The sequence below is a fragment of the Phytohabitans rumicis genome (assembly GCF_011764445.1).
Lineage (GTDB): Bacteria > Actinomycetota > Actinomycetes > Mycobacteriales > Micromonosporaceae > Phytohabitans > Phytohabitans rumicis.
The window spans coordinates 697107-718616 of record NZ_BLPG01000002.1 but is presented as its reverse complement, the minus strand read 5'-3'; the positions used below and the strand labels follow the sequence as shown (position 1 = coordinate 718616).

At 74.6% G+C, this 21510-nt stretch carries 16 protein-coding genes and 4 pseudogenes; 8 read left to right on the top strand and 12 right to left on the bottom strand.

Features of this window, described 5'->3' with window-relative positions; all coding sequences use genetic code 11:
- The first annotated feature begins 6 nt into the window (after positions 1–6).
- A complete protein-coding gene (locus Prum_RS46910; protein WP_173085921.1) occupies positions 7–1488 on the top strand; it encodes an amidohydrolase family protein in 1482 nt (493 codons plus the stop codon).
- Positions 1485–2591 (top strand): DmpA family aminopeptidase, encoded by a 1107-nt coding sequence (locus tag Prum_RS46905; RefSeq protein ID WP_173085918.1) that lies wholly within the window; start codon positions 1485–1487, stop codon positions 2589–2591. The genes Prum_RS46910 and Prum_RS46905 overlap by 4 nt, the downstream gene beginning before the upstream one ends.
- A gap of 186 nt (positions 2592–2777) precedes the next feature.
- Here Prum_RS46905 and Prum_RS46900 read toward each other — a convergent pair whose 3' ends face one another.
- Positions 2778–3575, bottom strand: a complete 798-nt coding sequence (locus Prum_RS46900) for a serine hydrolase (RefSeq protein ID WP_218577936.1) — start codon at positions 3573–3575, stop codon at positions 2778–2780.
- Positions 3572–5122, bottom strand: a complete 1551-nt coding sequence (locus tag Prum_RS46895; protein ID WP_246278805.1) for an N-acyl-D-amino-acid deacylase family protein — start codon at positions 5120–5122, stop codon at positions 3572–3574. The genes Prum_RS46900 and Prum_RS46895 overlap by 4 nt, the downstream gene beginning before the upstream one ends.
- A 118-nt stretch (positions 5123–5240) precedes the next feature.
- Here Prum_RS46895 and Prum_RS46890 point away from each other — a divergent pair, with 118 nt between their 5' ends.
- The 4 genes and pseudogenes from Prum_RS46890 (at position 5241) to Prum_RS46870 (ending at position 10382) form a co-directional block, all read left to right on the top strand.
- Positions 5241–6206, top strand: coding sequence for an ABC transporter permease (locus Prum_RS46890; protein ID WP_173085916.1), 966 nt, complete (start codon positions 5241–5243; stop codon positions 6204–6206).
- A gap of 1 nt (position 6207) precedes the next feature.
- Complete coding sequence (locus tag Prum_RS46885; RefSeq protein WP_173085914.1) at positions 6208–8031, top strand: dipeptide/oligopeptide/nickel ABC transporter permease/ATP-binding protein; 1824 nt, start codon at positions 6208–6210, stop codon at positions 8029–8031.
- Entirely contained in the window at positions 8028–8762 is a 735-nt protein-coding gene (locus Prum_RS46880) for an ABC transporter ATP-binding protein (protein ID WP_173085912.1), read from the top strand. The genes Prum_RS46885 and Prum_RS46880 overlap by 4 nt, the downstream gene beginning before the upstream one ends.
- Before the next feature lie 22 nt (positions 8763–8784).
- Positions 8785–10382 (top strand): annotated as a pseudogene (locus Prum_RS46870) (ABC transporter substrate-binding protein).
- Between the two features lie 4 nt (positions 10383–10386).
- Here Prum_RS46870 and Prum_RS54295 read toward each other — a convergent pair.
- The 3 genes from Prum_RS54295 to Prum_RS46855 all read right to left on the bottom strand — a co-directional run bounded on the left by Prum_RS54295 (position 10387) and on the right by Prum_RS46855 (position 13797).
- Entirely contained in the window at positions 10387–12066 is a 1680-nt protein-coding gene (locus tag Prum_RS54295; RefSeq protein ID WP_173085906.1) for a PucR family transcriptional regulator, read from the bottom strand.
- Complete coding sequence (locus tag Prum_RS46860; RefSeq protein WP_173085903.1) at positions 12066–12908, bottom strand: GNAT family N-acetyltransferase; 843 nt, start codon at positions 12906–12908, stop codon at positions 12066–12068. The genes Prum_RS54295 and Prum_RS46860 overlap by 1 nt, the downstream gene beginning before the upstream one ends.
- A 106-nt stretch (positions 12909–13014) precedes the next feature.
- Positions 13015–13797 (bottom strand): class I SAM-dependent methyltransferase, encoded by a 783-nt coding sequence (locus tag Prum_RS46855; RefSeq protein ID WP_173085901.1) that lies wholly within the window; start codon positions 13795–13797, stop codon positions 13015–13017.
- 84 nt (positions 13798–13881) lie between these two features.
- On the opposite strand from Prum_RS46855, the gene Prum_RS46850 reads away from it, so the two are divergent.
- A complete protein-coding gene (locus Prum_RS46850; protein ID WP_218577935.1) occupies positions 13882–15327 on the top strand; it encodes an amidohydrolase in 1446 nt (481 codons plus the stop codon).
- A 12-nt stretch (positions 15328–15339) separates the two neighbouring features.
- Here Prum_RS46850 and Prum_RS46845 read toward each other — a convergent pair whose 3' ends face one another.
- The 4 genes and pseudogenes from Prum_RS46845 to Prum_RS55640 form a co-directional block, all read right to left on the bottom strand.
- Positions 15340–15990 carry a TetR/AcrR family transcriptional regulator gene (locus tag Prum_RS46845; protein ID WP_173085899.1) on the bottom strand — a complete coding sequence of 217 codons (651 nt, stop codon included), beginning with the start codon at positions 15988–15990 and terminating at the stop codon, positions 15340–15342.
- A 4-nt stretch (positions 15991–15994) separates the two neighbouring features.
- Complete coding sequence (locus tag Prum_RS46840) at positions 15995–16648, bottom strand: sugar phosphate isomerase/epimerase family protein (RefSeq protein WP_173085897.1); 654 nt, start codon at positions 16646–16648, stop codon at positions 15995–15997.
- 202 nt (positions 16649–16850) lie between these two features.
- Positions 16851–16970, bottom strand: a pseudogene (locus Prum_RS55645) (hypothetical protein); the annotation flags it as partial.
- 143 nt (positions 16971–17113) lie between these two features.
- A pseudogene (locus Prum_RS55640) lies at positions 17114–17488 on the bottom strand (sugar phosphate isomerase/epimerase family protein); the annotation flags it as partial.
- Positions 17489–17631: 143 nt separating this feature from the next.
- Here Prum_RS55640 and Prum_RS46830 point away from each other — a divergent pair.
- A complete protein-coding gene (locus tag Prum_RS46830) occupies positions 17632–18525 on the top strand; it encodes a shikimate dehydrogenase (RefSeq protein ID WP_173085895.1) in 894 nt (297 codons plus the stop codon).
- 25 nt (positions 18526–18550) lie between these two features.
- Here the strand turns inward: Prum_RS46830 and Prum_RS46825 are convergent.
- The 3 genes and pseudogenes from Prum_RS46825 to Prum_RS46815 all read right to left on the bottom strand — a co-directional run bounded on the left by Prum_RS46825 (position 18551) and on the right by Prum_RS46815 (position 21501).
- Positions 18551–19504: pseudogene (locus Prum_RS46825) on the bottom strand (ThuA domain-containing protein).
- Positions 19505–19540: 36 nt separating this feature from the next.
- Positions 19541–20329, bottom strand: coding sequence for a citryl-CoA lyase (locus Prum_RS46820; RefSeq protein WP_173085893.1), 789 nt, complete (start codon positions 20327–20329; stop codon positions 19541–19543).
- A complete protein-coding gene (locus Prum_RS46815) occupies positions 20326–21501 on the bottom strand; it encodes a CaiB/BaiF CoA transferase family protein (protein ID WP_173085891.1) in 1176 nt (391 codons plus the stop codon). Before Prum_RS46815 ends, Prum_RS46820 begins: the two co-directional genes overlap by 4 nt.
- Between the last annotated feature and the right edge of the window lie 9 nt (positions 21502–21510).

The window sequence follows — 21510 nt, the reverse complement described above, 5'->3', positions numbered from 1 at the left end:
GCGGGCATGACCGAGGCGCTACTCATCCGCGACGGATTCGTCCACACCGCCGACCCCGCCGACACCGTTCACGTCCGCGGGTCGGTGCTCGCGCTGGACGGGCGGATCGCGGCGGTCGGCCCGACGCGGGAGGTCGACGCGGTGGCCGCCGGCCTGCGGCCGCGGACCATCGACGCGCGCGGCCACCTGGTGCTGCCCGGGTTCGTCAACCCGCACTGGCATGAGCAGTTCGCGGCCGTGCTTGACCCGTACGCGTCGGGTCAGCCGCCGCGTGGCCTGGTGTACGACCTCGACGACCGTCCGGGGTGGATGGCGCTCGGCGGGGACATCCAGGACATGTCGGTACGCTTCGACCGGGCGTACCAGCGGGCCACGGCGCTGGAACCGGACGAGGCCGAGGCGATCGCGCGGTACTCGCTGTGGACCCAGTTGCGCGGCGGCACCACCACGATCGGCGACGTCGGCTCGATGAACCGCCCGGAGGCGGTGGTGGCGGCGGTGCGGGCGCTGGGCATGCGCGGGGTGCTGAGCGTCTGGGCCAGCGACGCCTGCTGCCCGCCCGACGAGGACCGGTTCCGGCGTACCCGGGACGCCGGAGAGGTGCTGGCGCGGGTGGAGGCGCTGCTGCGCGACTGCGCCGCGGACGGCACCGGGCGGATCCGGGCCATGCCGTCGGTGATCTACTCGCCGAACATGATCGACGAACTCGGCGCCGGCCTGGGGGAGCTGGCCCGGCGGTTCGACACCCCGCTCGCCACGCACATCGGGGCGCTGCGCAACGAGGCCGACGTGGTGCGCGGGTACTTCGGGGAGACGCCGATCCGCCGGTTCGCCAAGCTCGGCCTGCTCACCGACCGGCTCATCGCGGTGCACTGCGCGTTCGCCGACGAGGAGGAGCGGCGGATGCTGCGCGAGGCGCGGGTGCACATCAGCCACTCGCCGGCCAAGTACGGCACGTCGGGGGAGTCCGGCCTGTCCGGCAGCCGCCAGATCATCGAGCTCTTCCGCGCCGGGCTGGACGTGTCCGTCTCCACCGACGGGCAGGCGCAGGCGGTCGGCGGGATGCCGGAGACGATGCGGCTGGCCTGGCTCGGGCACAACGAGGTGTGGTCGGACGACACGGCCGTACGGCCCAGCACGGCGCTGGCGATGGGCACCCGGCTGGCCGCCCGCGGGCTGCGCTGGGCGGACCAGATCGGCAGCCTGGAGCCGGGCAAGCAGGCCGACCTGGTGCTGGTGCCGGCGACCGACTGGCGGTACCTCTTCCGGCCCCGCCCGCTGGCCGCGTTCCTGCAGCTCGGCGGCTCCACCGACGTGGACACCGTGATCGTGGGCGGGCGCGTGCTGCTGTCCGGCGGCCGCGCCACCGAGGTGGACGAGGACGAGCTGCGGGAGCGCTTCGCCGCCGCGGTGCTGTCCGCCGCGGCCCGCACCTGGGGTACGACGGCGGACGCGATCCGCCGCGCGATGGCGGAGGTGGGCTGGTGACCCGGGCGCGCGACCTGGGCATCGCGCTGGGCGGCGAGCCGGGACCGTGGAACGCGATCACCGACGTGCCGGGCGTGGAGCTCGGCCACGTGACGCTGATCGAGGGCGACGACGTGCGTACCGGCGTCACCGCCGTGCTGCCGCGCGGCCGGGCCGGCGCGTGGCGGCCGTGCGCCGCCGGCTGGTACGCGCTGAACGGCAACGGCGAGATGACCGGCACCACGCTGATCTCCGAGACCGGCGCGCTCGGCAGCCCGATCGTGCTCACCAATACGCACGCGGTCGGCGCCGGCCACCGCGGCGTCATCGACTGGACGGTGCGCACCCACCCGGACGCCGCGGGGCGCTGGCTGCTGCCGGTGGTCGCGGAGACCTACGACGGGTACCTCAACGACGTCAACGGGGACCACGTGCGGCGCGAGCACGTGGTGCGGGCGCTGGACGGCGCCCGCGGCGGGCCGGTCGCGGAGGGCTCGGTCGGCGGCGGCACCGGCATGACCTGCTACGACCTCAAGGGCGGCGCCGGCACCGCGTCCCGGCTGGTGCGGTACGGCGCCGACGCGTACCGGGTGGGCGCCTACGTCCAGGCCAACTTCGGCACCCGGGAGGAGCTGGTGATCGCCGGCGTACCGGTGGGCCGCCGGTTGCCCGGCGACGTGCCGCGCGTACTCGATGAACTGCCGCCCGGCGCCGGCTCGGTGATCGCGGTGGTGGCGACCGACGCGCCGCTGCTGCCCGACCAGTGCCGGGCCCTGGCCCGGCGGGTGCCGCTCGGGCTGGCCCGCACGGGTACGACCGGGTCGCACTTCTCCGGGGACATCTTCCTGGCGTTCTCGGTGGGGAACGCGGACGGCTGGCCCGGCGACGGCGGGTACGGGACGCTGCGCTTCGTGCCGTGGGAGTCGATGGATCCGTTCTTCACCGCGGTGGTGGAGGCGGTCGAGGAGTCCGTCCTCAACGCGCTCGTGTCCAACTCGGCGATGACCGGCCGCGCTGATCACTCCGTTCCCGCGCTGCTCGACGTGTGGGGGTTTCGGGCCGGGGTGCCCGCGGAGCCCGTCAGGCTTGATGTCTCCGCAGGTCACCCCGGCCCGAAACCCTAGCCATAAAGTCGCGGCAGTCGATGGACCACGTCAGGTTTTGGGGCCGGGGTGGCTTGCGAAGACATCAAGCCTGACGGGCTTCGCAAGGCACCCCGGCCCCCAAAACCCCCTACCGCGACCGAAGCGAATCAACAGCCACCCGGGCGGCAGCGCCGATGGCGGCGTCGGCGACCGGGTCGCGGAAGGTCATCCGGGGAGCCGGAGGAATACGCCGACGGCGTACCGGCCGCCGTCCGGGTATTCGACGACGCCGGCCTCGTTGAAGACGAACGGGACCGTGCCGGTCTTGCCGCTGACCTTGACGTCGTCGCGCGGGAAGCCGGAGGTGAGCCGCTGCGGCCACACCTGCAGGCCCAGCTGGTGGCGTATCTCGGCGCAGGCGTCGGCGGGCAGGCCGTCGGCGCGCCAGATCCGGGACAGCAGCGTGGTGATCTCGCGCGGGGTGGTGTGCGAGGCGTGCGCCGGGTTCAGGCCGCGGGCCGCCCGGAGCCGGGCCACCATCGCGTCGTCGTACGCGCTGAACTCCTCGAACGCGGCGATCCCCAGGTCTTCGCGCATCTGGGCGAACCAGCTGCGGCAGGTGCCGACGACCCCGCTGCGGGTCAGGCCCAGCGACCGCAGCGTCGCGTTGATCGGCTCCTCGCCGAGCAGCTGGGTCAGCACGTCCGCGGCGTGGTTGTCGCTGATGCTGATCATCAGGTACGCGAGGTCGCGCAGCGACAGCTCGGTGGCGTCGCGCATCGCGGACAGGCCGAGGCCGCCGTCGGAGCGGTCGCCGGCCGGGATCGGCACCCGGGTGGTGAGGTCCAGCGCGCCGAGCGCGGCCCGCCGGCACAGCTCCACCAGCGTGAACACCTTGAAGACGCTCGCCGTCACCACCGCGTCGTCGGCGTCGACGCCGACCTCGGCGCCGGTGTCGATGTCGACGGCGTGCAGCCAGCCCCGCACGCCGGCGTCGGCGAAGACCTTCTCGACCGGGTTCATGATCCTCCTCGTCGCAGTACGCGTCCGGCGCGCCGGCCGGTGAACTGTCCGTCCTCGACCACCGGCTCGCCGGCCAGCAGCACGGTGTGGATGCCGGTGACCGGCTCGTCAGGGGTGACGTACGAGCCGGGGTGGCCGATCGTCTCCGGGTCGAACACCACCAGGTCGGCGTGGTACCCGGGCAGCGCCGCGCCCCGCCCGTGCAGGCCGAAGTGGCGGGCGGTCTGCGAGGTCGCCTTGCGCAGCGCCTCCGGCCAGGTGAGCACGCCGGTCTCGCGGACGTACCGGCCGAGCAGGGTGGGGAACGTGCCGTACGTGCGCGGGTGGGCGGGGCCGAACGGGGGTCCGCTGTCCGAGCCGACGCCGACCAGCGGGCTGGCCATGATGCGCCGCACGTCGTCCTCCGCCATCAGGTCGAGCACCACGGCCGCGGTGCTGTCCCGGCGTACGAGGTCGCACAGCGTGTCGAACGGGTCGGCGTCCCCGGCGAGGTCGGCGAGGGTGCGCCCGGCCACGGAGGCGTCGGCGTGCTTGACGACGTGCACGCCGGCCGGTTCGCTGGACGCCCATATCCCGTCGCCGGGCTCGCCGCGGGCCGCTTGGGCGCGCAGCGCGGCGCGCTGGTCCGGGTCGGCCAGCCGCCGCGCCATCGCCGCCGGGCCGCCGGCCGCGGTGGGCAGCAGCGCCGCGAGCATGGTGGCGGCCGCCCGGTACGGGTACTGGTCGCCGTACGCGTCGACGCCGGCCAGCCGCGCCGCCGCGATCCTGGCCAGGACGGCGCCCGCCTTGCCGTGGTTGTCCCGGCCGGCGGCCTTGCAGTGCGAGATCTGCAGCCGGATGCCGCCGGCCCGGGCCACCGCGACCGCCTCGTCGATGGCCTCCTCGACGTGCCGGCCCTCGTCGCGCATGTGGGTGGCGTAGACCGCGCCGTACCGGGCCGCGACCTTGGCCAGCCCGGTCAGCTCGTCGACGCCGGCGAAGGAGCCGGGCGGGTAGATCAGCCCGGTGGAGAAGCCGAGCGCGCCGGCCTCGAACGCCTCGGCCGCGAGCCGCGCCATCTCCTCGGCGGCGCCGGGGCGCAGGTCCGCGTCGGGGCCGTTCGCGGCCAGCCGCAGCGCGTGGTGCCCCACCAGGTACGCCACGTGGTTGGTCGGTCCGGCCCGCCCCACCCGGTCGAGCAGCTCGGCGAACGTGGACGGCACGATCGGCGCCGGCCCGGCCAGCATCTGGCCGTACGTGGCGGCGAGCACGGGCGCGGACGAGGGCGTGGCCGGCGCGAAGCTCATCCCGCAGTTGCCGTTGATCTCGGTGGTGACGCCCTGCAGCAGCTTGAACGGCTGCGGGTCGGGCAGCAGCGGCACCAGGTCGCTGTGCGCGTGCGCGTCGACGAAGCCGGGCGCGACGTACCGGCCGGTGCAGTCGATCTCGCGGGCGGCCGCGGGGACGTCACCGACCTCCCGAATCACACCGTCGGCGACCAGCACGTCCGCCCGTACGCCGGGCGCGCCGAGCCCGTCGAAGACGGTGCCGCCACGCAGAACAATCACGATCGCCAGTCAACCGCACCGGGCCGGGCGATGATTGGTGCCTCGCGACGACCCGGCGACCGTCCGTTCATCCGCGCCGACGAAGATCACACGCGACGACCCGCCGTACGTTTCGGCGATGGTGGCAGGCTGGCGAGACAACCCGTGGACGCGGTTCGTCGCCCGGCGCGCGGTGCGGCTGCTGGTGTCCCTGGCCGTGCTGGTGTCGTCCGCGTTCGCGCTGATCCACCTGATCCCCGGGGACCCGGTCCGCGCGGCGTTGGGCGTGACCGCGCCGGCAGACCTGGTCGCGGCCCGGCGCGCCCAGCTCGGCCTGGACCGCCCCCTGTACGAGCAGTTCTGGGCGTACGTCAGCGGCCTCTTCCGCGGTGACCTGGGCGTGTCGTCGGCGACCGGGCTGCCGGTGGCCGACGTGATCGGCCAGCGGCTGCCGGACACCCTCGCCCTGGCCGGCGCCGCGTTCGTGGTGATCCTGCTGGTCGCGGTGCCGCTCGGGGTGGCGATGGCGGTGCTGACCCGGGGCGGGCGGCGGCGCGGCGCCGAGCTGGCCTTCACCGGTGCCACCGGTGTGCTGGTGGCGGTGCCGGAGTTCCTGCTCGCGGTGGGCCTGGTGTTCGCGTTCGCGGTGACCTGGCCGGTGCTGCCGGTGGCCGGCAACGCGGGCGCCGCCGCGTACCTGCTGCCGGTCGCCGCGCTCGCGGTCGCCCCGGCGGCGGCGCTGGCCCGGGTGATCAGGGTCGAGGGGCTGGCCGTGCTGGGGCAGGACTACGTGCGCACCGCGCGGGCCAAGCGGCTGCCGGCCCGGCTGATCTACCTGCGCCACGCGCTGCCGAACATGCTGACCGCCGGGCTCACCATCGCCGGCATGATGCTCACCGGAATGATCGCCGGCACCGTGCTGGTCGAGACGATCTTCGCCTGGCCGGGCCTGGGCACCGCGTTCGTCGACGCGATCACGCAGAAGGACTACTCGCTGGCCCAGGGCATCGTGCTCGTGTACGGCGCGGCCGTGCTGCTGGTGAACTTCCTGGTCGACCTGGTGCTGTCCAAGGCCGACCCGCGCTCCACGATCCGGGAGGGCTGACATGCGGGCGCCGCGTACCCCGCTCGGACTCGCCGCCGCCCTCGCCACGGCCGCGCTGTTCGCCCTGGTGGTCGCAGGCCCGCTCGTGTGGGGCGACGCGGCGGCCCGGGACTCGGTCGTCGACCGGCTCCAGCCGCCCAGTGCCGCCCACCCGTTCGGCACCGACGAGGTGGGCCGGGACGTGCTCGCCCGGGTGCTCACCGCGACCCGCCTGTCGGTGCTGCTGGCGGTGCTGGCCACCCTGCTCGCGGTGGCGCTGGGCCTGCTGCTCGGCGCGCTGCCGTCGGTGCTCGGCCGGCGTTCCGGGCGGTTCGTCGCCGCCGCCATCAACGTGCTGGTCGCGTTCCCCGGGCTGCTGCTGGCGCTGTTCTTCGCGATCGTCTGGGGCGCCGGCGCGCGCGGCGCGGTGCTCGCGATCGGGTTGGCCGGCGCGCCGGTGTTCGCCCGGCTCACCCAGACCCTGGCCGCCTCGGTCGCCGGGCAGGACTACATCGCCGCGGCCCGGGTCGTCGGCGTCGGCCGGACCCGGATCCTCTTCCGCCACGTGCTGCCGAACATCGCCGAGCCGCTGATCGTCAACGCCACCATCGGCGCCGGCGGCGCGCTGCTCGCGTTCGCCGGCCTGTCCTTCCTGGGCCTGGGCATCCAGCCGCCCGGCTACGACTGGGGCCGGCTGCTCAACGAGGGCCTGGACCGCATCTACGTCAACCCGGCCGCCGCGCTGGCGCCGGGCCTCGCGGTGGTGCTCGCCGGCCTCACGTTCAACCTGCTGGGGGAGGCGCTCGCGGCCGCGGTGGGGCGCCGCACCGCACGCGTACCCCCGGCGTCCGCGCCGCAGCGCGCCGCGGCCCGGCCGGCGGCGCCGTCCGAGCAGACCGTTCTGCGGGTACGCGGGCTGCGCGTCTCCTTTCCGGCCCCCGATGGCGGCTGGGTGACCCCGGTCGACGGGGTGGACTTCGACGTACGCCCCGGCGAGGCGGTCGGCGTTGTCGGCGAGTCCGGTTCGGGCAAGAGCCTCACGGCGATGGCGTGCGCCGGCCTCATCGAGCGGCCCGGCCGGGTCGAGGCCGACCGGCTGGAATTCCTCGGCCACGACCTCGACCGGGCGCCCCGCTCGCTGCTGGGCACCTGCCTCGCCGTGGTCTTCCAGGACCCGATGACCTCCCTCAACCCGGCCCTGCGGGTGGGCCGCCAGCTCGCCGAGGTGGCCGAGGTGCACCAGGGGCTGTCCCGGCGGGCGGCGCTGGCCCGTGCGGTGGACCGGTTGCGTGCGGTGCGCATCGCCGACCCGGAGCGGCGGGCCCGCCAGCATCCGCACGAGCTGTCCGGCGGCATGCGGCAGCGCGCGATGATCGGCGCCGGGCTGATGGGCACGCCGCGCCTCATCGTCGCCGACGAGCCGACCACCGCCCTGGACGTGACCGTGCAGAAGCAGGTGCTGGAGCTGCTCGCCCGGGCCCGCGCGGACGCCGGCGCCGCGATCCTGTTCATCTCGCACGACATCGCGGTGGTGTCCGGCCTGTGCGATCGGGTGCTGGTCATGTACGGCGGCACCGTGGTCGAGGACCTGACCGTCGAGCGGCTGCTGTCCGGGCCGGCGCATCCGTACACCCGGGCGCTGCTCGCGTCGGTGCCGCACCTGGACACCGACCGCGACCGTCCACTCGCGACGATCCCGGGCCGGCCGCCGGATCCGGCCCGCCGGCCCCCGGGGTGCGCGTTCGCGCCCCGCTGCGACCGGGCCGACGAGCGCTGCGCCACCGACCGTCCACCATTGACCGTCCACAGTGGGCAGCACAAGGTCGCCTGCTGGAACGCGTCATGAGCGCGCTCGAATTCCAGGACGTGACGGTGCGCTTCGGCGGCCACCCGGCGGTGGACGGAGTCAGCCTCACCGTGCCCGCCGGCACCACCGTCGGGCTGGTCGGCGAGTCCGGCTCCGGCAAGTCCACATTGGCCGCCGCCGCGGTGGGCCTGCACCGGGTGGCCGGCGGGCGGGTGCTGCTGGACGGCGCCGATGTCACCCGGGTGCGCGGCCGGCGCCCCGTACAGCTGGTCTTCCAGGACCCGTACTCGTCGCTGGACCCGCGGATGCCGGTCGGCGCGTCGATCGCCGAGGCCCTGCCGGGCCGCCGCCCGCGCGGCGCCCGGGACGGCCGGGTGTGCCGCCTGCTGGAGCTCGTCCACCTCGACCCGGACGTCCGGCGGGCGCTGCCCCGCGCGCTGTCCGGCGGCCAGCGGCAGCGGGTGGCGCTGGCCCGGGCCCTCGCCGCCGAGCCCGCGGTGGTGATCGCCGACGAGATCACCTCGGCGCTCGACGTGTCCGTGCAGGGCTCGGTGCTCAACCTGATCCGCGAGCTGCAGCGCGACCTGGGCCTGACGATCCTGTTCATCTCGCACAACCTGGCCGTGGTCCGGTACGTCAGCGACGAGATCGCGGTGATGGCCGGCGGGCGGCTCGTCGAGCACGGGCCGGCCGCCCAGGTGCTCACCGCACCGGCCCACGCGCACACCCGGGCGCTGCTGGACGCGGTGCCGAAGCTGCGCTCGTCATAGCCGCCAATCGAAGGGAAACAGCATGCGAAAGCACATCGTCATAGGCAGTGTCGTCGCGCTCGCCGCCAGCACCGCCGCGTGCGGCGGATCCGACTCCGACTCCGGCACCGGGCAGCAGGTGAAAAGCGGCGGCACCTTCACCCACGCCATCGCCGCCGACCCGGGCACCCTGGACATCTTCCACTCGCCGATGGCCGTCACCCAGGTGGTCGCGGCGTACGCGTACAACACCCTGATCAGCGTCGACGGCGCCGGCGCGGTCCGGCCGTGGCTGGCGCAGAAGTGGGACGTCACGCCGACGGCCATCACGTACACGCTGAAGCCGGGGATCACCTGTTCGGACGGCAGCCCGCTGACCGCCTCGGACGTGGCCCGCAACTTCACCTACATCGCCGACCCGAAGAACACGGCCATGCAGCTCGGCGGCCAGGTCACCGCCGGCACCAAGGCCACCGCCGACGACCAGGCCCGCACGGTGACCGTCACGTCGCCGACGCCGGACTCGTTCCTGCTGGTCAAGAGCGGCAACGTGATGATCGTCTGCGCCAAGGGGCTGGACAACCCGCAGGGGTTGACGGACAAGACGATCGGCACCGGCCTGTTCGAGCTGGCGTCCGTGGCCCCAACGACCGGTACACGTTCCGCAAGCGCACCGGGTACACGTGGGGCGTCGACGGCGTCACCAGCGACACCGCCGGGCTGCCGGACACCGTCGTCGTCCGCGTGGTCCCCAACGAGACCACGGCGGCGAACCTGCTGCTCGGCGGCGAGGTCAACGCGGCGGCGGTGGCCGGCCCGGACCGGCAGCGCCTGGAGCGGATGGACCTGCTCCGGCAGGGCGGCGTCACGCCGGTGGGCGAGCTGGCCTTCAACGAGCAGCCGGGCCGCCCGGCCGCCGACGAGAAGGTCCGCCGGGCCCTGGCGATGGCGTTGAACGCCGACGAGATCCGCACCGTGCTGACCGACGGCAAGGGCACCGCGCCGACCAGCCTCGCCACGCTCGCCGGCAAGGCCGGCAACCCGTGCCTGCCGGCCCAGGCGCCGTGGACACCGCCCGCGTACGACGCGACCGGCGCCGCCGCCCTGCTGGACGAGGCCGGCTGGGTCACGGGCGCGGACGGCGTACGGGTCAAGGACGGCAAGCGGCTGACCCTGACGTTCATCTACGAGACCAATGTGACCTCCACGTACCCGGCCGCGGCCGAACTGGTGTCGAAGGCGTGGACCACGCTCGGCGCCGAGGTGAAGATCACCGGCCAGCAGTCCGCGGGGCTCAACGAGACGCTCTTCAAGAGCTCTAGCTGGGACGCCGGTTGGATCGCGCTGCGCGTGTTCATCCCCGCCACGCTGGTGCCGTTCCTGTCCGGGGCGACCCCGCCGAAGGGCCTCAACTACGGCTTCATCGACAACCCGGTGTACGCCAAGCTGGTCGGCGAGGCGCCCGCGCTGCCGCAGCCGGAGGCGTGCGCCAAGTGGGTGGCCGCCGAGGCGGCGCTGGTGAACCGGGCCGACGTGGTGCCGATGGCGGACAACCTGCAGCCGGTATTCGGCAAGGGCGCCACGTTCGACGCGTACTCGGACAGCATCCACCCCGACTCGGTACGCATGCTGGCGGAGTAGCCGCCTAGCTCAGCTCGAAGACGCGCAACTGGACGGCGGTCGCGAACCGCACCTCGGGATCGGCCAGGTCGAGCTGGCCGATCTCGGCGATGCGCCGCAACCGGTACCGGAACGTGTTCTCGTGCACGTGCACGGCGGTGCTCGCCACGATGACGTCGCCGTGCGCGTCCAGCCAGGCGCGCAGCGAGGGCAACAGCGCGGTGCCCTTCGCCGCGTCGTACGCCGCCAGCCGGGCCAGCGGGCCGACCGGGCCGCGGCCGCGCGCCTCGGCCAGGTCCCGCAGGTCCAGCAGCAGCCCGTCCACCTCCACGTCGGCCGCCCGCACCACCTTCCGGCCACCGGTGGTACGCAGCACCCGCAGCGCCCGCTCGGCGTCGTCGCGGGACCGGCGCAGCTCGACCGCGGTGCTCACCACCCGGCCGACGCCGATCAGCGTGGGTACCCGGGCGCCGGTGCGGTCCAGGAACTCCTGGCACAGCCGTACGGCCCGCTCCTCGGCCTCGTCGTGGTCGCCGTCGCCGCCCGAGCCGGACGACGGTCGGGCGGCCCGCGGCCCCACCGGCAGGACGGCGTACACCACGCCCTCCAGCAGCGCCACCGCCGCACCCGGCCGTACCGCCGACAGGTGCAGCGCGAGCGCGTCGCTGGCGTGCTGCAGATCGGTCGCGCGGCGCGCCGACAGGACGGGATCCAGCGGCGCCCCGGCGTCGGCCGGCTCCGCGAGCCCCATGGCCGCCACCACCGCGGGCGTGCCCTCCAGGCCCAGCCGGGCCGCCGCCCGCGTCGCCTCCGGCCCGCCCTGCAGCACCGCGGCGACCAGCTCGGCCATCAGCCGCTGACCGACGCCGGTGCCGGCCCGCAGCTTGAGCAGGTGCAGGGCGACCAGCTTGGCCGAGTCGGACAACGCCTGCGCCTGGTCGGCGGTCAGCGGGCCGCGCACCGCCGCCCAGATCGAGCCGAGCAGCTCCTGCCCGGCGCGGACCGCGATGGCCACCCGGGGCAGCGTGCCGTCCGGGTGGCCCGACTCGATCGCGTGCAGGAAGACCGGCCCGTCCGTGCGGTACAGCCGCTGGAACGCGCCGCGCTCGGCGTCCTTCTGGGCGTACGGCTCCGGCACCTTGCGGCCCAGGATGGTCTCGATCCGGATGTGGTCGGCCTCGTCCTGCCGGGCGGAGAACGCCAGCACCCGCGACTCGGTGTCCTCGATGGTGACCGGCGCGTCGATGAGGGCGCAGATCGCGTTCGCCACCGCGAAGAGGTCGTCGCCGGCGAACGCGTCCAGGCCGGCCGGCTCGGCCTCGGCGGTCAGCGACCGCAGCAGCGCGTGGATCTGCGCCCACGACGCGCCCGGCGCCAGCCCGAGCAGCACCACGCCGGTCTCGGCGACCGCCTGCCGCACACCGCCGTCCACCTCGACCGGCGCGCGCACCACCAGCGCGGCGGCGCCCTGCGCGGCGACCCGGCGCAGCAGGTCCGCGACCCGGTCCGCGCCGGTCACGCCGACGCCCAGCACCAGCGCGCCGGGCGGCAGCACCGGCTCGTCGACCGGGTCGTAGATCGCGACACCGCCGACCGGGCCCGCCGTGCGCGGGTCGCCGCCGGCCGCCGCCAGCAGCGTGGCGCCCAGGTTGTCGAGGATCCGGGTGAGGTCGAGCCGGCGCTCGGGCCCGGTCTGGGGCTGCATCACCCCAGGTTAGGGCCTGTCTCGGGTTTAGTGATCATGTACCAGCCGGCCCGGTGGAAGCCGGTGACCGCCGCGCCTTCGGCCAGGAGGCCGCCGAGCACCTCGCGCAGCGCCGCCCGCCAGGCCCGCGCCGCGCCGGGCTCGTCGCGGCGCAGCGCGCCGATCGACGAGGGCACGCCGACCCGTACCCGGGCGGCGTCCACCCGCCCCAGCACCGGCCACCCGTCGGGCCCCTCGGACAGCGCGACCGCCGGGTCCGCGCCGTCCGCGACCGCCGCCGGGCCCGTGCCCGACAGGTCCCAGCGCACGAGTACGCGGTCCGACTCCTCGCCCCGGTTGAGCGCGTCCTCCATCGGACCGTAGAAGTTCGTCAGGTACTCGGCGACCCCGGCGCCGAGCCGCGCGATGTTGAAGTACGCGTTGCGGCGTACCAGCGGATCGAAGGTCCAGGAGACGGTGCTGGCGCCGCGTTCGAGTGCCCAGGCCCGCTGGTGCGCCTTGAGCGCGAACCCGATGCCCCGGCCCTGGGCGTGCGGCGCCACCCCGGCCACGTGGCTGTGCAGGGCGGCGTCCGCGGGCGGGTGGAAGAAGCCCACGCAGACGCCGACCAGGGCCGGCCCGTCGTACGCGCCGGCCAGGTAGCAGCCGGCCTTCGCCATCGCCCGCATCAGGTCCGGAGCCAGCAGCGGCTCGCCGCCCGCCGGCCGCCAGATGGCGCGCAGCAGCTCCGACGCCGCGCGCAGCTCTGCCCGGTCGGCCAGCTCGCGCACGCGTACCCCGGCGGCGCGCTCGGCCGCCGCGGCCGCCTCGCGCGCGGCGGCGCTGATGGTGTCGACAAGCACGCCGCCATCCTCGGCACCCGCCGGGCCGCCCGCATGGTGCTGCGCCGAGAGCGCCCCCGCCCCGTTTCGTGGACATGAACGACACGGCACGGCCGCGGGGCCCTGGTCAGCCCGGCTTGACCGCCCGGGTGGCGAAGTAGCCGGGCAGCCAGCCCGCGGTGGCGTCGGCGTGGTGCGGCGCCTCGGCGAACCCGGTGATCACGAAGCCGGCGGCGAGCTGGCCGCCGACCTGCTCGGCCATGGTGTGGCTGTACTCCAGCGGCGCGCCCGCGCCCCACAGCCGTTCGCGCTCGTCGGCGGGGACGTGCGTCAGGTCGCTGTACGGCAACCGGTGCCGGACCACCAGCTCGCCCCGGGTGTCCAGGGACTCGTGGTCGAAGAGGTAGACGTCCGGGTTGACGAAGCCGCACAGCAGCGCCCCACCCGGGCGCAGCACCCGGAAGCACTCCCGCCACACCGGCGCGAGCCGCGGCACGAACAGGTTCGAGACCGGGTTGAAGACCAGGTCGAAGGAGGCGTCGGCGAAGGCCGACAGGTCACTCATGTCGCCGAGGACGGTGCGCAACGGCAGGTCGTCCCGGGCGGCGACCGTCGCGTCCTGTTCGAGCTGGCGCGGCGAGTTGTCCAGGACGGTGACCCGCGCGCCCGCCGCCGACAGCGTCGGCCCCTGCTGCCCGCCGCCGGAGGCCAGGCACAGCACGTCCGTGCCGGCCAGCTCGGCCGGGAACCAGGACCGGTCCACCGGCTCGTAGCCGATCAGCACGACCGACCAGTCGCCGGCCCGCGCCTTCGCGACCGTCTGCGCCGAGACCGGCCGCGACCACTCGTTACCCCGCTCGACCTGAAGGTCCCAGGCGGCCCGGTTGTGCGCCACCGGATCAACACTCATGGCGCACACGCTAACGGGCCCGCATATGGTGGTGCGACCAAATAAAGATCGACATCGGATCGTTCGAGGCTGGGAGGGCACCTGATGGACGTGCTGCTGCGCCGGGTCCGGGCCGGGCTGGGCGGCCCGCTGGTCGACGTGCGGCTGGCCGGCGGCGTCGTCGCCGCGATCGGCACCGGCGAGCCGGCCGGCGGCGCCCGGGTCATCGACGCGCGCGGCGGGACGCTGCTGCCGGGCCTGGTCGACGCGCACGTGCACGCCGCGCAGTGGGCCAGCCACCGGCGCCGGGTGCCGCTGGACGCCGCGACCTCCGCCCGGGCGGTCGTCGACCTGCTGGCCAACCAGCCGCCCGCCGGCCCCGGCGAGGTGCTCATGGGCGCCGGCTTCCGGGACGGGCTGTGGCCCGACGCGCCGCACAAGGACCTGCTGGAACGGGCGCTGCCCGGCCAGCCGGTGGCACTGTTCAGCGCCGACCTGCACACGCTGTGGCTCAGCCCGGCCGCGCTGCGGCTGATCGGGTGGGAGCACCCGACCGGCGTACTGGTCGAGAACGACTGCTACGAGGCGACGTCGGCGCTGCCCGCGGCGCCGGTGGAGCTGCTGGACCGCTGGGTCCTGGAGGCGGCGGCCGCGGCGGCGGCGCGCGGCGTGACCGGGATCCGCGACTTCGAGTACGCCGACACGGTCACCGACTGGACCCGGCGGCTCGCGGCCGGCCCGCCCGCCGTACGGGTGGAGTGCGTGATCGCCCGGCCGGTGCTGGACGACGCCATCGCCCGCGGCCACCGCACCGGCGACCCCATCGGGGAGACGGACGGGCTGCTCACGGTCGGGCCGTACAAGCTGTTCGTGGACGGGTCGCTCAACACCCGCACCGCGTACTGCCACGACCCGTACCCGGGGACGGCCTTCCACGGGCGGCTGGAGCTGCCGCCGGAGGAGCTCGTCCCGCTGATGGACCGGGCGTACCGGCACGGCATCCTGCCCGCGGTGCACGCGATCGGCGACCATGCCACCGCCATCGCCCTCGACGCGTTCGCCCGGGTGGGCTGTCCCGGCCGGATCGAGCACGCCCAGCTGGTCCACCCCGGCGACCTGGCCCGGTTCGCGGCGCTCGACCTGACCGTCGGTGTGCAGCCGGCGCACGCCCCGGACGACCGCGACGTGGCCGACCGGCACTGGGCCGGGCGCACCGGCCGCGCCTTCCCGTACGCCGACCTGCTCGCCGCCGGCGCCCGGCTGGAGATCGGCTCGGACGCGCCGGTGTCGCCGCTGGACCCGTGGGACGGCATCGCCTCGGCGGTCACCCGCTCCGACGACGGCCGGCCGTCGTGGCATCCGGAGCAGGCGATCCCCCTCGCCGAGGCGCTGCGCGCGGCCAGCGGCGGGCGCGCGGGCGTACGGGTCGGCGACCCGGCCGACCTGATCGTGGTCGGCACCGACCCCGGCGAGGTGGCACCGCAGGACCTGCGGCACATCCCGGTCACCGCCACGTTCCTGGCCGGCCGGCCGACCCACCTGGCCGCCTAGGGTGAGGGGTGGTCAGCCGGCACCGGTGTCGGTGAGGTAGCGGACGATCATGTCGCCGACCATGGCGCGGTAGTGGTCCCGGGCGGCCGGGGCCATGAGGTCGCGGCCGAAGATGGTGCCGAACGTGTGCTGGTTGGCGACCCGGAAGAAGCAGTACGCGCTGATCATCATGTGTACGTCGATGGCGTCCACGTCGTACCGGAACAGCCGCGCGGCCCGGCCGCGTTCGAGGATGTCGCCGATGAGCCGGATGGCCGGCGTGTTCAGGGTGACCAGGCCCGGCGCCTGCGCCAGGTGCTCGGCGCGGTGGATGTTCTCCGTGCTCACCAGCCGGATGAAGTCCGGGTGCGCCTCGTGGTGGTCGAAGGTGATCTCGGCGAGCCGGCGGATCGCGGTGACCGGGTCGAGGTGGCCGACGTCGACGGTCTGCTCGGCCTCGCGGATCTCGGCGTACGCCTGTTCCAGCACGGCGACGTAGAGCTGCTCCTTGCCGCCGAAGTAGTAGTAGATCATCCGCTTGGTGGTGCGGGTGCGGGCGGCGATCTCGTCGACCCGGGCGCCGTTGTAGCCGCGGTCGGCGAACTCGCGGGTGGCGACGGCGAGGATCTCGCCCCGGGTGCGCTCGGCGTCCCGCTGGCGGTCGGGCGGGGCAGGTGCCGTCATCGGGTCATTGTGCCGCACGTTCGAGGGTGGCACGGTCCAGGACGCCGCGGGCGGTGGCGATCGCCAGCCGGGCGTGTTCCTTCCCGCCGACCTGCGCCACGAGCGTCGCCCGGGGGATCTCCAGGGCGTACGGCAGGCCGGGCGGCAGGGCGGCGAGGATCCCGTGCACGTCGATGCCGCCCTCGCCGGGGAACAGCCGCTCGAAGCGCGCGGTGTGGATGAGGCCCTCGTTGGTGGCGGGCACCCCGGCCGGCGCGTCGCAGACGTGGACGAAGTGGAACCACTCGGTGGGCAGTTGGCGCAGGTCGGCCACGCTGGACCCGGACCGCGCGAAGTGCAACAGGTCCACCAGGATGCCGGCGTTGGGCTGGTCGGCGCCGCGCAGTACGCGGACGGCCTCGCGCAGGTCGGGCGTCTCGGTCCACGAGGGAAACTCGAGGTCGACGGTGAGGCCGAGCGGCCGGGCCAGCTCGCACAGCTGCGCGAACCGGTCGATCTTGCGGACCCGGTCCGGATCGGGCAGCTGGGTGATGACGTGCCGGGCGCCGAGCTCCGCGCCCGCCTCCAGGAACCGCAGGAAGTCGCGCGGGTTCTGCTCCGGGCTGATCCGGGCCAGCTCGACGTCCAGCACCTCGATGCCGGTGGCGGCCAGGCGCACCCTGGGGCGCGTCCCGCAGCGTGAGCAGCCGGCGCTCCCGGTGGGCCGCCATGCGTACCGGGGCGCTGCCGGCGTCGCCGTAGCCGGTGTACCCGCCGATGCGCTGGACCACCTCGAAGAATACGACGACCTCGAGGGCGAGCAGCGAGCGCATCCCGTCGATGGCGGCGTGCCGGGGGTCCGCCTGCCGGTAGACGTCGTTGAACACCTCAAGGGACAGCGGGCCGTCGTAGCCGGTGGTCAGGACCTGGCCGACGAAGCCGGCCAGGTTGAACGAGCCGAGGCCGGGAAACAGCCGGTGGTGCCGGCTCCACTCGACCACGTCGATGGACAGGCGCGGCGCGTCCGCCAGTTGCAGGTGGAAGACCTTGGCGCCGGGCACGACCCGGATGCCGGCGGGGTCGTCGCCCGGGACAGCACGTGGAAGCTGTCCAGGCACAGGCCGAGGGCGGGGTGGTCGGCGCGCCGCACGATCCGCCAGGCGTGCGCGTAGGTGTTCACGAACCGGCCCCACGCCAGGGCCTCGTAGGCGATGCGCAGGCCGCGCCGCTCGGCCCGGGTCGCCAGCGCGTGCAGCTGCTCGGTGGCGAGGTCGTCGTCGTCCACGGCGTCCCGCGACACCGACGAGCAGACCAGCATCGTGGTGGCGCCGAGCTGCTCCAGTACGTCGAACTTCCGCTCGGCCCGGCGCAGGTTGGCCGCGAACACGTCGGGCGGGACCGCCTCGAAGTCGCGGAACGGCTGGTAGAGGTCGATCGACAGGCCGCGGCGGGCGCACTCCTGCCGTACCTGGCGCGGGGACCACGGCGACGCGACGAGGTCGTTCTCGAAGATCTCCACGCCGTGGAATCGGGCGGCCGCGGCGGCGGCCAGCTTGTCCTCCAGGGTCCCGGACAGGCAGACCGTCGCGATGGACAGGTGCGGGTTCACCGGGGCAGTATAACTAACGTACTGGTTCGTACATTGACCGGTTTGGAGACGCGTTGGACGCACCGGGCACGGGCGAGCGGTTCCTGGTCGGGCTGGTCGGGGCCGGCATCGGCACGTCGCTGAGTCCACCGCTGCACGAGCGGGAGGCGGACCACCAGGGGCTGCGCTACCTGTACCAGGTGATCGACATCGCCGACCTGGGGCTGCCCGCCGGGGCGGTGGGGGAGTTGATGGCCGCCGCGCGCCGGTTCGGGTTCCGCGGGCTGAACATCACCCACCCGTGCAAGCAGGCGGCCGTCGACCACCTCGACCAGATGTCGCCGGACGCGGCCGCGATCGGCGCGGTGAACACGGTGGTGTGGTCCGGCGGCGTGTCGGTCGGCTACAACACCGACTGGTACGGCTTCACCAAGAGCTTCGAGCAGGGGCTGCCCGGTGCGGCGGCGCGCCGGGTGGTGCTGCTCGGTGCCGGTGGGGCGGGCGCGGCCGTCGCGCACGCGCTGCTGTGGCTCGGCACCGACCGGCTCACCGTCGTCGACGCGGACGCCGGTCGGGCCGGCCGCCTGGTGACGGCGCTGGTCGACCGGTTCGGGGCCGACCGGGTCGACGGCGGCGGGCCCGAGCTGCTGGCCGAGCGGCTCGCCGGCGCGGACGGCCTGGTCAACGCGACACCGGTGGGCATGGCGGCGTACCCGGGAACGCCACTGCCGGTGCGGCTGCTGCGGCCGGACCTGTGGGTCGTGGACATCATCTACCGGCCGCTGGAGACCGAATTGCTGCGCCGGGCGCGGGAGATCGGCTGCCGGACCCTGGGCGGCGGCGGCATGGTCGTCTTCCAGGCCGCCGAGGCGTTCCGGCTCTTCGCCGGGGTGGCCCCGGACGCCGAGCGGATGCTGCGCCACTTCGAGGTGCTCACCTCCGCCGACGTGGGGGCCGGCCGTGGCTGAGCCGACCCCCTCGTCGATACGGGCGCTAACGGCAGAACGGCGCGCGGCCCATCGCGGACTCGATGCCGCCGAGGACGTGGGCCAGGAAGTACGCGTCGCCCTCGGTCGGGGCGTCGGTCCAGGCGTCGACGGCGTGGCCGAGCGTGGTGACCCAGGACCGGCCGCCGTCGTAGTACTGGCACCAGCTGACCGGGTGGCTGTCGCCGTGCCCGGGGTGGCCGAGGCTGCCCCGGGTGCCGCGCAGCATCGTGTCCTCGTCCACAGTGGCCAGCACCCGCACCTGCGACGGGAACGGCACCAGGTTGTACCACTCGTCGGCGAAGTCTCACCGGCGCGGCAGGCCGGCGGTGGACGCGTCCCGGCGGCTCTCGACCCGCACCACGCCCGGCTGGTACGGGCCGTGGTCGTAGAAGTTCGCGCCGCCGAGCAGCCCCTCGTACTTCCAGTGGTACTCGGTGCCGAACGCGTTGTGGACGCCGGCGAAGCCGCCGCCGCTCCGGACGTACTGCATCAGCGCGGTCTGGGCGTTGTCGTCGAGGGTGTCGCGGGTGGTGCTCATGAAGATGACGGCGTTGTACCGGCGCAGCGAGCCGGCCGAGGACAGCTGGGTGACGTCCTCGGTCCAGTCGACCGCGAAGCCGTTGTCGGCGCCGAGTTTGCGCAGCGCGTTGACGGCGGCGTGCGCCTCGGTCGTCGGGGGGTTGAGGCCGGCGCCGAGCGCCGGGCCCAGGTGGGCGTGGCGCGGGCCGACGGTGCGGCTGTAGACCAGCACCCGGTACCCGGCCGCCGGGTCGACGTTGCCCCAGTCGTGGTAGCAGGAGGGGTTGACGCCCCGGCAGACGCCGTAGTCGGCGTAGCCGAGGTGTTGCGCGCCCCGGTCCTCGGGGCGGTCGGCCGCTTTGTTGGCGGTGGTGGGGATCGCCGTGCTCAGCAGCAGGACGGCGGCGGTGAGCGCGGCGCCGAGGGCCGCGCTGAGCATGGTGGAACGGCGCTTCGGCATGGATGCTCCTTCCAGCTAGGTGAGATACGTGGGCAGGATCGCCGGTGGCATCGGGCCCTTGTTGCGCCGGCCCTGGCCGGTCTCCTCCCAGGCGTGGGCCAGGATCCCGACCGTGCGCCCGAGCACGAACAGGCCCCGCGCGAGCGGGGCGGGAAAGCCCAGCTCGGCGTAGATGATCGCGGTGCAGCCGTCGATGTTCATCGGGATACGGCGGGACCGGCCCCGGTTGAGGACCGCCTCCACCGCCCGGCCGGCGCGCAGGAAGTCACCGTCCACTGTGCCCTCGGCGACGGCGCCGTCCACAAGGGACAGCAGCGGCTCCTGGCGCGGGTCGACCGGGTGGAAGCGGTGCCCGAAGCCGGGCACGTAGCGGGTGTGGGCGCGCCAGGCCGCCACCGCGCCGGCGGCCGCCGCGTCCAGGTCCGCGCCGCCGGCGGCCCGCCGCCGTACCTCCTCCAGCAGCTCGACGCACTGCTGGCCGGCGCCGCCGTGGGTGTCGCCGAGCAGGTTGACGCCGGTCGCGACCGCGTTGTTCAGGCCGACGCCGCAGGTCGCCGCGATCCGGGCCGCCGCGATCGACGGGGCGTGCGGGCCGTGGTCGACGGAGGCGACGAGGGCGGCCTCCAGCAGCCGTTCCTGTGCCGGGGTGGGCGGCTGCCCGCGCAGCAGCAGCCAGATCACCGAGACGAAGCTGGCCGTGCCGATCAGCTCCTGGATGGGCCGTCCGCGCAGCTCGATCACGCCGGGCTCGACCCGGGAGACCGCGGTCGCCCACCAGTCCGCGACGTCCTTTATCTCGGTCATGCCGGCTCCCCGGAGGTGGCGGGATGACGCAGCTCGGCGTTGTGCTCGCCCAGCAGCGGCGGCGGCCCGGTGGGGCGCAGCGGCGCGCCGTCGACCAGGACGCCGTTGCCGCTGACCCGCAGCCGGCGCCCGGACCCGTCCGGGAAGGCCAGGTCGGTGAGGAAGCCGCGGTGCCGCAGCTGGTCCAGCTCGACCGCCTCCGGGACGGTCAGGATCCGCGCGGCCGGGACACCCGCCTGGGACAGCAGCTTCTCCCACTCGACCGCGGACCGCTGCCGCAGCGCGGCGTTCACCTGCTCGTTGAGCGCGGCCCGGTGCCGCTTGCGGGAGTCGCGGTCGGCGAACCGCTCGTCGGTCAGCAGGTCCTCGCGCCCCACCAGGCGGCAGAGCGTCGCGAACTGCTCCTGCTTGTTGGCCGCGATGTTCAGCGGGCCGTCGGCGGTGTCGAACGTGCCGGAGGGGGCGGCGGTGGCGTTCTGGTCGCCCATGGGCTCGGGCGGCACGCCGCTGACGAGGTAGTTCGAGACCGTCCAGCCCATGGCGGACAGGGACGCCTCCAGCATGGACACGTCCAGGTAGCTGCCGCGCGCGGTGCGGGCCCGGCCGGCGAGCGCCGCGGCGATCGCGAGCGCGGCGGCCAGCCCGCCGACCGAGTCGCAGACCGGAAAGCCGACCCGCAGCGGGGCGGTCTCGGACGTACCCGTGATGCTCATCATCCCGGACAGGCCCTGGATGACCTGGTCGTACGCCGGTGCCTGGCTCATCGGGCCGCTCTGGCCGAAGCCGGAGATGGCGCAGTAGACCAGCCGGTCGTTGATGTCGCGCAGGCGCTCCCAGGGGTAGCCGATCCGGCCCAGCGTCCCGGCCCGGAAGTTCTCCAGCAGCACGTCCGCCCCGCGCAGCATGTCCTCGAAGAGGGCCCGGTCGCCGGCGTCCTTGAGGTCGAGCTCCACCGACTTCTTGCCGGCGTTCTGGGCCAGGAACGAGGCGCCGATGCCGGCGGCGTTGAGCTCGGGCTCGGGGCCGAGGCCGCGGGCGAGGTCGCCGTGGCCCGGCAGCTCGACCTTGACCACCTCCGCGCCGAGCAGCATCAGCTGATAGCTGCAGTACGGCCCGGCGAGGACGTTGGTCAGGTCGAGGACCCGGACACCGCTGAGCGGTCGGTCAGGCATGCGCGTACT

Coding starts and splice junctions, on each gene's coding strand:
- Prum_RS46910 (WP_173085921.1), top strand. CDS start 7: ATGACCGAGGCGCTACTCATCCGCGACGGATTCGTCCACACCGCCGAC.
- Prum_RS46820 (WP_173085893.1), bottom strand. CDS start 20,329: ATGACCGAGATAAAGGACGTCGCGGACTGGTGGGCGACCGCGGTCTCC.
- Prum_RS46815 (WP_173085891.1), bottom strand. CDS start 21,501: ATGCCTGACCGACCGCTCAGCGGTGTCCGGGTCCTCGACCTGACCAAC.
- Prum_RS46850 (WP_218577935.1), top strand. CDS start 13,882: ATGGACGTGCTGCTGCGCCGGGTCCGGGCCGGGCTGGGCGGCCCGCTG.
- Prum_RS46880 (WP_173085912.1), top strand. CDS start 8,028: ATGAGCGCGCTCGAATTCCAGGACGTGACGGTGCGCTTCGGCGGCCAC.
- Prum_RS46855 (WP_173085901.1), bottom strand. CDS start 13,797: ATGAGTGTTGATCCGGTGGCGCACAACCGGGCCGCCTGGGACCTTCAG.
- Prum_RS46885 (WP_173085914.1), top strand. CDS start 6,208: ATGCGGGCGCCGCGTACCCCGCTCGGACTCGCCGCCGCCCTCGCCACG.
- Prum_RS46845 (WP_173085899.1), bottom strand. CDS start 15,990: ATGACGGCACCTGCCCCGCCCGACCGCCAGCGGGACGCCGAGCGCACC.
- Prum_RS54295 (WP_173085906.1), bottom strand. CDS start 12,066: ATGCAGCCCCAGACCGGGCCCGAGCGCCGGCTCGACCTCACCCGGATC.
- Prum_RS46890 (WP_173085916.1), top strand. CDS start 5,241: ATGGTGGCAGGCTGGCGAGACAACCCGTGGACGCGGTTCGTCGCCCGG.
- Prum_RS46900 (WP_218577936.1), bottom strand. CDS start 3,575: ATGAACCCGGTCGAGAAGGTCTTCGCCGACGCCGGCGTGCGGGGCTGG.